The 14,709-nt window shown below is 45.6% G+C and carries 10 protein-coding genes; 9 read left to right on the top strand and 1 reads right to left on the bottom strand.

Features of this window, described 5'->3' with window-relative positions:
* Positions 1-75: 75 nt before the first annotated feature.
* From ACFQ3J_RS10950 to ACFQ3J_RS10930, 5 genes are all read left to right on the top strand, one after another.
* Positions 76-1,764: an extracellular solute-binding protein gene (locus ACFQ3J_RS10950; protein WP_251584382.1), complete on the top strand. Its 1,689-nt coding sequence runs from the start codon at positions 76-78 to the stop codon at positions 1,762-1,764.
* Positions 1,765-1,865: 101 nt separating this feature from the next.
* Entirely contained in the window at positions 1,866-2,756 is an 891-nt protein-coding gene (locus ACFQ3J_RS10945) for an ABC transporter permease (RefSeq protein WP_091154908.1), read from the top strand.
* A 34-nt stretch (positions 2,757-2,790) separates the two neighbouring features.
* Complete coding sequence (locus ACFQ3J_RS10940) at positions 2,791-3,669, top strand: carbohydrate ABC transporter permease (RefSeq protein ID WP_091154909.1); 879 nt, start codon at positions 2,791-2,793, stop codon at positions 3,667-3,669.
* A gap of 183 nt (positions 3,670-3,852) precedes the next feature.
* Positions 3,853-5,940 carry a beta-galactosidase gene (locus ACFQ3J_RS10935; protein WP_251584384.1) on the top strand — a complete coding sequence of 696 codons (2,088 nt, stop codon included), beginning with the start codon at positions 3,853-3,855 and terminating at the stop codon, positions 5,938-5,940.
* 179 nt (positions 5,941-6,119) lie between these two features.
* Positions 6,120-7,553, top strand: coding sequence for an NAD-dependent malic enzyme (locus tag ACFQ3J_RS10930; RefSeq protein WP_091154913.1), 1,434 nt, complete (start codon positions 6,120-6,122; stop codon positions 7,551-7,553).
* A gap of 129 nt (positions 7,554-7,682) precedes the next feature.
* On the opposite strand, the gene ACFQ3J_RS10925 is transcribed toward ACFQ3J_RS10930, so the two are convergent.
* Positions 7,683-8,915 carry a stalk domain-containing protein gene (locus ACFQ3J_RS10925; RefSeq protein ID WP_251584390.1) on the bottom strand — a complete coding sequence of 411 codons (1,233 nt, stop codon included), beginning with the start codon at positions 8,913-8,915 and terminating at the stop codon, positions 7,683-7,685.
* 357 nt (positions 8,916-9,272) lie between these two features.
* Here ACFQ3J_RS10925 and ACFQ3J_RS10920 point away from each other — a divergent pair, with 357 nt between their 5' ends.
* The 4 genes from ACFQ3J_RS10920 to helD all read left to right on the top strand — a co-directional run bounded on the left by ACFQ3J_RS10920 (position 9,273) and on the right by helD (position 14,708).
* Entirely contained in the window at positions 9,273-10,337 is a 1,065-nt protein-coding gene (locus ACFQ3J_RS10920; protein ID WP_251584391.1) for an FUSC family protein, read from the top strand.
* Between the two features lie 134 nt (positions 10,338-10,471).
* Positions 10,472-11,605 (top strand): N-methyl-L-tryptophan oxidase, encoded by a 1,134-nt coding sequence (gene solA, locus ACFQ3J_RS10915; RefSeq protein WP_091154919.1) that lies wholly within the window; start codon positions 10,472-10,474, stop codon positions 11,603-11,605.
* A gap of 193 nt (positions 11,606-11,798) precedes the next feature.
* Positions 11,799-12,266, top strand: coding sequence for a pyridoxamine 5'-phosphate oxidase family protein (locus tag ACFQ3J_RS10910; protein ID WP_170862365.1), 468 nt, complete (start codon positions 11,799-11,801; stop codon positions 12,264-12,266).
* A gap of 78 nt (positions 12,267-12,344) precedes the next feature.
* Positions 12,345-14,708: an RNA polymerase recycling motor HelD gene (gene helD, locus ACFQ3J_RS10905; RefSeq protein ID WP_251584392.1), complete on the top strand. Its 2,364-nt coding sequence runs from the start codon at positions 12,345-12,347 to the stop codon at positions 14,706-14,708.
* Position 14,709: the final 1 nt, after the last annotated feature.

Genomic DNA, 14,709 nt, shown 5'->3' with positions numbered 1-14,709 from the left:
TAGTATCATAGGAAAAAAGACCGACACCTCTCATAATAAAAGTGTAAGGATCAAGTTCTTTAAGGGGGAACTCAAATGGGGTTTAGATGGAAAAGATCATCACTTTCAGTTCTTGCAGTGACCATGGTAGCTAGTGTCGGTCTCATGGGCTGTTCCGGGCGGGGAGCGGAGAGCGCAAACGAAAGCGCAACAGCGCCGGTCACTACTGAAAACGTATACAAAGAAAAGTATGATCCGGAAGTAACGATATCCACCGTGTGGGGAATCGATCCGGCCGTGACGTTCAAGAATGGTGAAACCATTGAGAACAGCGTAGCAACCCAATGGGCAAAAGAAAAATTCGGCATCAATATTAATTCACTCTGGTCCGTAACTGATACGAATGGGGCATTCGCCACAAAAGTAAGATTGTCGATGTCTTCAAGACAAGACATGCCGGATATATTAACGATTGGCGCTGACCAGACGCAGCTGGTTCAAGACTTGATTGAATCTGGAATCTATGGTGAGGTTGGCGAGTTGTTCGATAAGTATGCTTCAGATACATGGAAGGAAGCAATGAATATTGATCCTACCGTTTGGAATGCCTATACGCGTGACGGCAAGAAGATGGGGATCCCAGTCCTCGATTATGCATACAACAATGACTATCTCCTGTGGATTAGACAGGATTGGCTCGATAAGCTGAATCTGCAGGCACCGAGCACAATGGATGAGCTGGAAACGGTTATGGAAGCTTTCAAGAATAACAATCCTAGCGGGCTGTCTCCGGATAAAGTAACGCCGCTTAGTATTGGAATCAAGAATTCAATGAACACATGGATGGCTGATCCATCCTGGATCTTCGGAGCCTATGGCACGATTCCACAGCAGTGGAACATTGGCGAGGAGGGTAAGCTGGAATACGGCTCTGTTCATCCAGGTATGAAGCAAGGACTTCAGAAGCTGAGTGAATGGTTTGACAAAGGCTACATTCCTCAGGAGGTTGCTCTGTGGGATGAGAACAAGACCGCTGAGCCCGCAGTTGCAGGAACCGCCGGAATCATTCCAGGTCCATACTGGATGAGTGGATGGCCGCTTGTTGATACCGTCAAGAACGATCCTGAGGCCGTGTGGAAGCCGTACCCGATCCCTACTGGTGAAGATGGAACCGCAATGCGTCATGGAACTCATTTCTCTAACGGAGTAACGCTGATTAAGAAAGACATGGAGCATCCTGAGGCATTCTTTACTTATCAGAATTATTTGTTTGACAACTTTGCAGATCCTGCCGCTGGCAGTGAGCATGATTTTGGCTTGTTTGATGGCTATGACTATCAGCTGGACGCAGACGGCAACCAGGTGAGGTACGATGAGATTGAAGGCGGATATGTAAATGTGCTTCGCTATCTCCTGGTCAGAGACGGAGCCAGAATACCGGATGCACAGATGAAGGCGCTGCTTAATTTGGCCGATGGCAAAGAAGCCGAGACAAGACTTGAGCGTGAGGTACAAGCGAACTACGGACTGGAAACTCCGCAAGCAGCTAAGGTCCTTATGTCGCAGGAGGATATTTCCTTTAAGGATATGTTCACGGGCCCTCCGACAGAAACGATGAAATCGAAGCTCGATTATCTGAACAAAATAGAAAACCAAACGTTTAACGAAATCATTTATGGTAATAAGCCAGTTGATTCATTTGATACGTTTGTTGAAACGTGGAAATCCGGTGGTGGAGATCAAATCACCCAAGAAGTGAATGAATGGTATGACAGCGTAAAATAAGGCATGGCAACGAAAAAGCAGCATGCAATCATGTATGCTGCTTTTCTATACCTTATTTCTAGAGAAAGAATCCATTGTGATTGAAATTAGGAGGTACTAGGATGAGAACACTCAAAAAGACATGGCCATTCCATATCATGCTGCTGCCTGCAATGGTATTTCTATTCCTGTTCAGTTATTTGCCCATGGCCGGAATTGTTATGGCATTTCAGGATTATAAACCGTGGCTCGGAATTGCTGGCTCCGAATGGGTTGGACTGGATAATTTCCGCTACCTTTTTGAGCGGGAAGACAGTATGCAGGTCATTTGGAACACTGTAATTATTGCGGTAGCCAAGATGATCTTCAATCTGCTTGTTCCGTTTGTATTTGCCATACTGCTTAACGAAGTACGAAAAGTAGGGCTTCAGCGCTCAATTCAGACATTGGTGTACTTGCCTCACTTCTTATCATGGGTAATTCTTGGCGGCATCTTGGTGGATCTGCTCGCTCCCGCAGGGCTGTTCAATCGCGCGCTTGGAGCCTTCGGCATCGATCCGATCCTGTTCCTTGGAGACAACAACTGGTTCCGATTGACGGTTATCATATCCGACGTATGGAAAGAGTTCGGATATAATACGATTATTTTCCTGGCGGCACTAGCCGGGATTAATCCCGCACTTTATGAAGCTGCAGAGATGGACGGTGCAAGCCGATTTAAGCAGACGATGCATATTACGGTGCCTTCACTTATTCCAATCACGGTTGTTGTCGGGACACTTGCGCTCGGGAATGTTCTGAATGCAGGCTTCGACCAGATCTTCAACTTATACAATCCCCTCGTATATGAAACGGGAGATATTATCGACACCTTTGTCTATAGAACAGCGATACTTAATGGAGAGATGGGCTTTGGTACTGCGATTGGACTGTTCAAATCGGTCATCAGTATGGTGCTGATTCTCATATCCTATCGACTTGCTTACAAGTGGGCCGGTTATCGTATCTTCTAGAGGATTATATTAACCTGAGAGTGGGGGAGAAACCATGTATCACAAAACAAGATCATACCGCATATTCACTGCGTTCAATAACCTGTTTCTGATATTGCTTGCCATACTTTGCATCATACCACTGATCCATGTCCTTGCCGTATCGTTTAGCAGCAAAGCAGCGGCTGATGCCAATCTGGTCTCACTGATTCCGATCGATTTTTCACTAGAGGCTTACAAAAAAACGATTAACAATCCGGCCTTTCTACATTCGATCTGGGTATCCGTGCTGAGAACCGTCATTGGTACGGCGATCACATTAATTGTGACTTTTCTCGCTGCCTATCCGTTGTCCAAAGAAAACTCGGCATTTAAAGGCAGAACGCTGTACTCCTGGATCTTTGTGTTCAGCATGATCTTTAATGGAGGGCTTGTTCCTTTCTATGAAGTCATTCAAACGCTTCGTCTTATTGATACGTTCTGGGTACTGGTGCTTCCTTCGGCAGTGAACACATTTCTGGTCATCTTGATGCTGAATTTCTTCAGAGGGATCCCGAAGGAGCTGGAAGAAGCATCACTGATTGACGGAGCGGGCCATTTCAGAACCTTATTTTCGATTTACCTGCCGATATCGCTGCCATCGATAGCTACGATCAGCTTGTTCAGTATGGTATTTCATTGGAATTCATGGTTTGACGGTTTGCTGTATTTGAATGATTCCGGCGACTTTCCGCTTGCAACCTTTCTCCAAACTGTCATTATTCAGCGGGATATGAGCACGATGAGCATGAATCCGCAGGAGATGGAATTGATCAGCCAAACGACGGTGAAATCTGCACAGATCTTTATAGGTGCGGCTCCAATTCTGCTTGTGTATCCTTTCCTGCAAAAATATTTCGTTAAAGGCATGACCGTTGGTTCTGTAAAAGGCTAGGTTTATAGATAGTGGATCGACCTCTATCAGCTAGTAAATGAGGTCTAGCGGCCAAAGTTCACTAAGAAACTCGCACTGACGAAAGTTGTTTGTACCTGCTTCAAAGTGTAAGATTAAGTACAAGGATGTAATCGTTTCCAAATGAGAAGGAAAACCGATTCGATAGAGAGGGAGTGGGCTTGTATGAATTTGAAATATTCACCCTTATTTGCGAAAGCACCTGTAATGCTGCATGGTGCGGACTACAACCCGGAGCAGTGGCTTCGATATCCGGAAGTGTTGAAAGAAGATATCCGGCTGATGAAGCTTGCCAAATGTAATGTGATGTCTGTAGGTATCTTCTCCTGGGTAGCTCTGGAGCCGGAAGAAGGCGTATTTACCTTTGAATGGCTTGACCTGATATTGGACACCTTTGCCGAGAACGGTATATATGCACTGCTGGCTACGCCAAGTGGTGCAAGACCAGCCTGGATGTCACAGCAATATCCGGAAGTGCTGAGGGTCGGAAGGAATCGAGTGCGTAATCTTCACGGCTTCCGTCATAATCACTGTTATTCCTCTCCGGTATACAGAGAAAAGGTACATACGATGAACAGCAAGCTTGCTGAGCGTTATGCTCATCACCCTGCAATCATCGGCTGGCATATTTCGAACGAGCTTGGCGGAGACTGCCATTGTGAATATTGTCAGGCAGGATTTCGGGAATGGGTCAAAGCGAAGTATGGAACTCTAGACGAGCTGAACCATGCCTGGTGGACAACCTTTTGGAGCCATACGTATACGAGCTGGGATCAGATTGAATCACCGGCACCGCATGGTGAGACTCAAGTACATGCGATGAATCTCGATTGGAAACGATATGTTACCGATCGGACGCTTGATTTCCTGCAGCACGAGCTGGCGCCACTCAAAGAAGCGAATCCCGAGCTTCCAGCAACGACCAATTTCATGAGCTACTTCGATGGTCTTGACTACTGGAAATTTGCTGATGTGCTGGATGTATTATCATGGGATAGTTATCCAACCTGGCATGATGCCCAGGATGACAGCCATCAGGCAATGACCGTTGCACTTATGCATGATATTGTTCGCTCCATTAAAGGCGGTAAACCTTTTATGCTGATGGAAAGCACGCCAAGCATGACGAACTGGCAGGAGGTCAGCAAGCTGAAGAAGCCGGGAATGCACCTTCTGTCTTCCCTTCAGGCAGTGGCGCACGGTTCAGATACGGTTCAGTATTTTCAGTGGCGCAAGAGCCGGGGCTCCAGTGAGAAGCTGCATGGAGCTGTCGTCGATCATGTAGGCAGTGAAGATACTCGTGTATTCAAGGAAGTAACAGAGGTCGGGGAGGCATTAACCGGTCTCGAAGAGGTTATAGGTACAAGTGTTCCTGCGGAAGTAGCGATCATCTTTGACTGGGAGAATAGGTGGGCAATCCATGATTCGCAAGGACCTCGTAATGTAGGAATCAAATACGATGAGACGGTTCAGTCTCACTACAAGACATTTTGGGAAAAGGGAATCTCAGTAGATATGATCAACATGGATGCTGACTTTGCCAAATACAAACTGCTCATAGCTCCTATGCTGTATATGGTAAGACCTGGTGTTGGTGAACGTATTGAGGCGTTCGTTCGGAACGGCGGAACCTTCGTTGCCACCTACTGGTCGGGAATTGTAGACGAGAATGATCTCTGTTTCCTTGGGGGCTTCCCTGGACCGCTGCGCAAGACGCTCGGCATCTGGTCAGAGGAAATTGACGGTCTGCATGACGGGCAGATGAACAAGGTCGCAGCCCTTGAGGACAATGCACTCGGTTTAACCGGAGCCTATGAGGCGATAGAGTTGTGCGATCTCATTCATCTGGAGACAGCGACCGCAATCGCGGCATATGACAGTGATTTTTATCAGGGACGTGCTGCGCTTACCGTAAATGCACTCGGATCAGGCAAAGCTTATTATATTGCTTCACGTAATACTTCTCCATTCCATCAGGATTTCTACAATCAAGTGATTACAGAGCTTGGCATCACTCAGGCGATCAGTGGGGATTACCCTCAAGGCGTAACAGCGCATGTTAGAACAGATGGTCAGACGGACTATGTCTTCCTGCAGAACTACACCGATGAGATACAGTTTATGCCTTTGGATGATCGTTCCTATACGGAGATCGGCACTTCATTGACGGGAACAGAAGGAGAGAACACTTTTACAGAAGGGACCAAATTAGCCCCTTATGGGATTCGTATTCTGAAACGCCCTTCACGGTAAATAGATTCAATTGATTGTTTAATGGTAATAAGGCTCTTCTAGCGTATGGTACTTACTTCATCTTGTAAGCTGCTGTCGAAGGAGAGTCTTTTTTATGTAAGGATAGAAGGAAAAGCAGGGGTGTGTCTCGAAATCACAGTTTATAAATGCTTTGACTACATCTCACGGGAGGGACCCGCATGATACAGCGCAATCTTGACGGAAACAGCATCATTATTCGACTTGAAATGAAGACAAAGACCATTAATTTTGGAGAAGTGGCATCTGCAATCTCGCAGGCTGGAGGAGATATTGTTGCCATTGACGTAATCTCAACAAACCAGGATATCACCGTTCGAGATTTGACAGTTGCGGCTGCTCATGCAGATGATAACAAAAAGATTGTAGAGGCGGTCCGAAATCTTAATGGAGTATCCATTATCAACGTATCTGACCGTACCTTCCTGCTGCATTTGGGCGGAAAAATTGAAATCGCTCCCAAAACACCGATTAACAATCGGGAGGATTTGTCCAGAGTGTACACACCGGACGTGGCCAGAGTATGTAACGCGATTGCAGAGGAGCCGCAGAAGGCTTATTCATTAACGATTAAACGAAATACGGTAGCTGTTGTATCTGATGGAAGTGCTGTGCTCGGTCTTGGTAATATTGGCCCAAGAGCTGCCATGCCTGTAATGGAAGGTAAAGCGATGCTGTTTAAACAGCTCGCGGGTGTAGATGCTTTTCCAATCTGCCTTGAAACCCAGGATACAGAAGAGATTATTCGTACAATCAAAGCGATATCGCCAGCTTTTGGCGGTATTAATCTTGAAGATATCTCCTCACCTCGGTGCTTCGAGATTGAACGAAGACTGAATGAGGAGCTTGACATTCCTGTATTTCATGATGATCAGCATGGTACAGCGGTCGTATTATATGCCGGGCTGATTAACGCACTGAAGCTGGTTGGCAAGTCGATAGAGAACACAAAGATTGTTGTATGCGGTATTGGAGCCGCAGGGGTTGCCTGCAGTAATATTCTGTTGTCTGCGGGCGCTCGGAATCTGATCGGAGTGGATCGAGAGGGAGCTCTCGTGAAGACGGAAACGTATGATAATCCGATCTGGCAGGATTATGCCGGGCGAACGAATCCACATCTTCAGACAGGCTCACTTCATGAGGTTATTAAGGACGCGGACATTTTCATTGGTCTCTCCAGAGGGAATCTGCTTACTAGAGAGCATATCAAGACGATGGCGAAGGACCCAATTGTATTTGCTATGGCCAATCCGGTACCCGAAATTATGCCGAGTGAAGTAGAAGATATTGTGGCGGTCATGGCTACAGGAAGATCCGATTATCCGAACCAAATTAATAATGTCTTATGCTTTCCAGGGATGTTCCGTGCTGCACTGGACTGCAGAGCTATTGAGATTAATGAAGCGATGAAACTTGCTGCTGCTACAGCCATTGCTTCATCCATATCGGATGAGGAGCGGACAAAGTATTATATTATTCCCAGTGTCTTTAATGATCGAGTCGTCAAATCCATTCGTGAGAAGGTCGTTGAGGCAGCGCTGCAAACCGGAGTAGCAAGAAGAGTGCCGAGGAAGAGCAGCGACATTTCCGGGTAATCGATCCGTTTGCGCCAGTTATCAACACTGAACATATAAGTAAGAGCCCGGGCTCCCTTGCAAGTGCATGCGGTGGAACCCGGGCCTTTTCGTATTATTAGGTCAGCCAGAAAGTTCTGGTTGGCTTTTTTAGCGGTGTTTCTTATCTGATTTATGTGCCTGCGGGCTGTCCATCAGAGACATAACACTGTATTCTTCTTCTGGATAAAGAGAGAATGCATCGGCGATGAGCCAGCTTCCATCTTCTGTTTTTACCATGTAGTACATGCCTGTCAGATCACCTTCAATATCCGATTCCTCAGCATGAACAATCGCAGTATTCGCATCATATTGAACAATATTAATTGAAGAAGCCGAGAGATTATAGTCTACCTCATTCAAAAAGCCGGAATCGAACAATTCTTTAAGACTGCGATAAATCCATGTGGATTGATCGTGGGTTGACAATACAAGGTCTGCATCCTTGTTATTGTAACCTTCGTATTGAGCCCTAAGTGTTTCTTCAATACTTGTTTGATCCTCAGCAGGAACGGCCGGTGTCTGGCCAATCAAGTCCAGCGCATGATAATATCCATAACCACTGAGTTCATCATTCAGCTTCAAGCTTCCATCTGGCGATTCTGTCAGGAACAGCCACACATCATCTTCAGTGAGGTCAAAGAAGAATGGACCTCCCGTCCAAATTTCCGTACGGGTAACCGAGGCTAGGATCATGCCTTCATCTGCATCAATAATCTCAATGTTGGAGTACGTTGTCGTTCCCTGGGATTTGAAGAACTCTTCGTAATACTCCACAATGAAATCGTAGTTGAGTGATTCCGGGTCGAGCATTGACTTAACCTTATTAAGATCACGTTCACTCTCAGCAGTACCAAACTGTTTAAGGAAGGCATCTACCTTTTGCTGAGTCTCTTCATCTCCTGCTGAGGTGGAAATATGAATCGTTTTATTACTTTGATCCCAGGACACAGTGTAGCCTGTAGCTTCAGCAACAAAGCGGAGCGGAATCAGCGTGCTTCCTTTTTCTATGTAAGGTGCGGCAGGAAGGCTGGTTCTTTGACCATCAATATGGGCTGTTGTTTTTCCAGCGTAGAGCTGGAGCTTCACATCGCCGTTATCTGCGTTGATGCGTTTCTCTGCATTGTTCCATTTCACCGAGTAATCAAATGCTTCGAATAAAGCACGGAAGGGAACAAACGTTACCCCTTTCTTGATGGCTGGTGTCACTGGAAATGTCATTAATTCGTCGTCCAGGTATACCTTGATTTTTTGCGGCGCGGCTGCTGCCGATGCGACTCCACCCATAATGGTAAATACCATGATGAATGCGAGTGTAAGCAGGCCTAGCTTCTTTCTGAACATGTTGTCAACCCCTCTAAGCTGTACAGTATTTTTACTATAGGAACAGCAGTCTGCCTGTCCAAAAAATATTGGAAATGTTCCCATGTGAAACCATAATACTCGGCTTGGAAAAGTTAAGCAATCGAGGTGGAAGGATTTTACCAAGGTAATTATATACAATATGCGACTTACCTTATTAAGCGAAGTGTACGCTGCTTTCATTGTTCATTGATTTGTTACAAATGTGCTCGAAAGTTCAGGAAAGTCATGGTACAATAAATCGTTCATTTGAGAAGAACAGGTTTACGTAATTTGTGGTTTTGGGGTAATAATACAAAAATATCTAATCTTGATTCCTAGAAGGAGGGCTTTATAGGGATGTCTTTCGGCGCTCGGGTGTTGAAGACCGGGATTGCAGTCACACTGGCTTTGTATATAAGCATGCTGCTGAACATTCCCCAGTCGCCTGTGGGTGCGGCAATTGCAGCCATTTTTGCAATGCAGCCCTCTATATACCGATCCTGGCGATACTTTCTTGATCAAGTCCAATCTACGACCCTTGGCGCAATCGTTGCACTGATCGGAGGGATGGTGTTCTCTAATGAACCCATTGCAGTCGGATTGGCTTGTATACTGGTTATTAGTATTTGTCTCAAATTAAAGATGGGCGATACAATCGGTCTTACTCTTGTCACGGTTGTATCTATTATGGAGGCCTCTGGGGACTGGCATTACGCAGTAGACAGATTCATTCTGACCCTGATCGGTATCGTGTCTGCATCGGTAATTAACGTCACTGTATCTCCGCCAAAGCCCAAGCTGCAATTTGTAATGCAGATCAGAAGTGTCTTTGACCGCATGTCATTGCTGCTCAGAACGTCTATATCGGATGAAATTAAAGAATCGGTGTTTCGGGATGAGAAGAATGATCTCGAAGGTCAGATCAAATCACTTGTGGATAAGTATCATCTGTTTGAAGAAGAACAGCAGAAGCTGAAGCGGGCCAAGTTCAGCTCAACGAGGCAGATGGTCGTCTACAAGCTGATGTTATCCAGTCTTCAAAAGGGCTTTGCCGTACTTGATGCGGTGGATCGTCACTATTTCCAGGCGGAACGCACGGACAGAACAGATCAGTATTTCGATGAGCATCTGGAGAAGCTGATTAAATTCCATGAGCATGTTCTGCTCAAGTTCGAAGATAAGCTTAAGCCCAATGAACAGGAAGGCGAAGAACTGGTGCGCACGAATGTGGAGTTCATGGAATCTGCGATCGAGGGCATTGATTTTGAGCGGGAGGGAATGCTTCGGCTGTCCATCGTTGCAGCAGCAATGTATGATTACGGATATCAGCTAGAACGTCTAAACCGCTTGGCTGACCATATTCTAGACTCTGAAGAAACGAAGGATAGCTCTGAAGGGTTATCGGCATGGCTGAAAAAATAAGAATATGGTGTAAAATGTATACTTGCGTGGACGAAGTAAATTCGTTTATGATCTTTACAATATCTAATTCGGGGTAATTTAGTAGACTTTTCGCTAGATAATAATCCTGAATACTCATAAAGAAGGTGTGTTCCGTGGAGAATAAAGTGGATGTCATTATTATTGGCGCAGGAACCATGGGACTTAGCAGCGGCTATTACCTTGCTAAGTCAGGCAAATCTGTATTGATGCTCGATGCCTATGAACCGCCTCATACGCAGGGGAGCCATCATGGGGATACCCGATTGTTTCGTTATGCATACACTGGAGACCTCGTATACAACGCAATGGCAGTAAGAGCACATGAACTGTGGAATCAGCTGGAACGAGAAAGCAGCAGTACGCTGTTGATCCCTTCAGGTGTGCTGAACATAGCCCCAGATCATGATCCGTTAGCAGAAGAGAAGTGGAATAATGCCCTTGCATTTAATCTTTCGGTAGAACGAATGAGCACCATGGAAATCAAACACAGATGGCCAGGGTTTCATTTGCCGAAAGGATATGCAGGTATACTGGAGCGCAGGGCAGGGTATCTGCTGACGGAGCCTGTACTCCATGCCTATAAGGTGCTTGCCGGGCAGCATGGCGCAAGACTAGTTACTGGTGCCAAGGTCAAGCACTGGGAAGCATCTGGCTCCGGATTTATCGTACATACGGCTACAGAGAAGTATGAAACAGATCAGCTTGTAATTACGACGGGAGCCTGGGCTAATAAAACTGCAGGATCTATTCAGCCGCCTGTTGCTGCGGTAAGACAGGTCATCGGATGGTTTGAGGCGCCTGATCTGTTTGATGTATCCCAATTTCCCGGTTTTACGCTCGATACAGAGAATGGACTATATTACGGGTTCCCCAGCAAGGATGGATCTGGATTAAAGATCGGTCGCCATGATTGGGGGACATTAATAGATCCGGATGCTCCACTGCTTCCGTTTCAGGCAGGCGGGACAGATGAAGAGATTCTTCGTCAAGCGCTCCAGCAATATCTTCCGGAAGCGAGTGGCAGGCTGATTCGGGGAGCAGCTTGCAAATATGAGAATACGCCTGATGAGGATTTTATCATCGACTATCACCCTGAGTATAAGGGAGTGGTTCTTGCCTGCGGGTTCTCTGGACATGGATTCAAGTTTGCCAGTGCGGTAGGTGAACTCATCTCCAAGCTTGTGAACGGTGATTCCATTCGTTATAATTTATCCGCATTTCGATTGGACCGATTCCAGCACTCGTAAGATTATGAAGCAACAACTTGAACTTATCCTTGTTTATTTGCATGATATCCATTCATTGGCTACAATAATAGAACAGCCCGGGCTACTGAGAAAGTCGCCCGGGTTTGTTCTTGTTGTTTGTTTTTCTGTTAAAGAGTGTGTGGATACTTTGCTTAACATCGGGAGATTGAGAAGAGCAACATGGGGGAAAAATATGAATAAATATATATCGATTCCTGAACCCTTGATGAAACTGTTGGACGGAGATCGCCTTCCGTCTAAACAGAACGAAGCATTCATGCTGCAGACGGTAACGGAGGAAGGCTGGCCGCATACAGCAATGATCAGTGTCGGTGAGATTGTAGCAATGGATGATTATACATTAAGGCTGGCATTATGGCGCGGTACGATAACTTCTCACAATATGCAACGCAGCGGCAAAGCTGAGCTGGTTATTGTGTACGCAGAACGCGTCTATTATCTCAAAGTAGCTGTTAAGCCGCTTGCTCCATTAATGTCTGCCAAACATGAAAGAGACAGGTTCAGCGCGCATATTCATGCGTTAAAGATAGATCAAGCGAAATACGCTCATATTGAAGCTGGTATTCGGGTTCAGCTGATTGATCCAGATTCAGTGATTACACGATGGACGGAAACGGTGGAAGAGCTGAGGATGGACTAATGTTTGGTTTATGAGTTTACAGCTATGGTATGAAAATTAAAATTACAGTTAGAAAATGATCAAAAAGGAGCGGATCACTTGAGTACGGACAAGGAATGGCGACTAGAACAGTCTAGAGTGGACGAAGTTACCGAACAAATTCGGCAATCCATTAACAAGCTTGAGAGTGAAGTAGGTTCTGTTCGCGGAGAAGTGGTTGAAATGCGAAAAGAATTTTGGGATGAGGTCACCATTAACTTTAGTGAAGCAGATGATGTTGGTGAGACTTCTACAAACTTAAGGCAGCAATCCGAGGTACTGTCTGAACGGGAACGAAGCCACAAAAACGCATTTAATGCACTCAAAAAACTCAATAAGCTGGAAGGAAATCCATATTTCGGACGTATTGATTTTGTGGAGAAGGGTTCTGATACAGCAGAACCGATATATTTGGGGATTGCCTCCTTTTTGTCAGAGCAGGAGAACGATTTTCTTGTCTATGACTGGCGCGCTCCGATATCGAATCTGTACTATGACGGGGCTCCGGGGCCATCATCCTATCGAACACCTTCTGGCCTGATTGAAGGTGAAATTACGTTAAAACGGCAGTTTACCATTCGTGATGGGGATATCAAGTTCATGTTTGATACCGGAGTTACGATTGGCGATGAGTTATTGCAGGCCGTGCTCAGCCAAAGCTCTGATGCGTCCATGAAAAGTATTGTGGCGACCATTCAAAAAGAGCAGAACCAGATTATTCGAAATGATTCAAGCCGTTTGTTAATCGTTCAGGGTGCAGCTGGAAGTGGAAAAACATCGGCAGCTTTGCAGCGCGTCGCCTATTTACTATACAAAGATCGGGAATTTCTTAAGGCTGACCAAATGATTCTGTTCTCACCGAATCCGATGTTTAACAGCTATGTATCTACCGTCTTGCCTGAGCTTGGCGAAGAGAACATGCTGCAGACTACATTTCAGGAGTATTTGGAACGAAGAATCGGCAAAGAATATCAGCTTGAGGATCCCTTTGTTCAGCTGGAATATGTCTTATCTCAATCTGATGATCCTGGTTATGAAGCTCGAATTCAAGGGATTCAGTTCAAGTCCTCACCCGAGTTTCTTGATTTGATATTAAGCTATAAAGATCGACTTGCACATGCGGGAATGATGTTCAAAGCGCTTCGTTTTCTCGGAAGAGAGGTCATTTCCACACAGCAGATCACGCAGAAATTTTACGAATTTGACAAGGGCATTCGAATCGCGAGCCGGCTTGAACTGCTCAAAGAATGGATGCTCAAGGAGCTTGCTGCTTTTGGCAAAGGCGAACTTACAGCAGCTTGGGTAGATGAACAAATTCAGCTGCTTGGCACAGAAGACTATCACCGGGCCTATCAGAGATTACGACGGAAGCAGCGCGGCAAGCAGGATACATTTAATGATTTTGACGTGGAAAGGGATATATTGGCCAAAATGGTAGTATCAGATCGACTTAAGCCCCTTCGAAAATGGGTGAAAGCAACTCGATTTGTCGACATGAAAGGCCTCTACCAAGCTATATTCAAGGATGCCCAGTCATCTTGTGGGGTTGATCATTCACGCCTTCCGGCGGCTTGGAATGATATTTGCAAATTTACGATAGATAAAATGAATAACCAGGAGCTTGCATACGAAGATACGACTCCGTTCCTGTACCTAAAGGATTCATTATTAGGGTTTCGCGTGTTTACGAATATCCGCCATGTGATCGTTGATGAAGCCCAGGATTATTCTCCATTCCAGCTCGCATTCTTCAGACAAATGTTTCCCCGTGCGAAGATGACAGCGTTAGGAGATTTTAATCAGGCGATTTATGCCCATTCATCTGTACTTAGTGGGACAAGTGAGCTAAGGGATATATACAGTACAGATAAGGCGGAAGTGATAAGGCTAACGCGCAGCTACCGTTCAACGAGGGAAATCGTAGAATTTACAAAGTCATTGCTGCCTAATGGTGAGGCCATCGTTCCATTCAATCGTGAGGGAGAGAAGCCATATGTATATGAATATGGGAAGAGAGATGAGATGGAGGAAGCAATGGTATTGAAGCTTGAGGAGCTTCAGTCACAAGGGCACGAGTCCATCGCTGTCATCTGTAAGTCCGCAGGTCAAAGTCTTAAGGTGCACGAGCGACTTCTGGGCAAGCTGAGCACAGCGCCCAAGCTTATTAAAAAAACGACGCTTGGTTTCGAAAAAGGAATACAGGTCATTCCAGCATACCTGGCTAAGGGTGTAGAATTTGATGCAGTCATGATTTATGATGGATCGGCCAAAGCGTACTCAAGAGAAAGTGAACGCAAACTGTTCTATACAGCGTGCACGCGTGCGATGCATTTGCTGTACATTTACTCCAAAGGTGCAGTCAGTCCATTTGTATCAATGGTTGATTCTCAGCTGTATCAGCATGAACTTGAATATTCGAAATAAC

Source organism: Paenibacillus provencensis, assembly GCF_042678545.1.
Classification (GTDB): domain Bacteria; phylum Bacillota; class Bacilli; order Paenibacillales; family Paenibacillaceae; genus Paenibacillus; species Paenibacillus provencensis.
The sequence above is the reverse complement of the archived record's forward strand: the minus strand, read 5'-3'. Positions and strand labels throughout refer to the sequence as shown.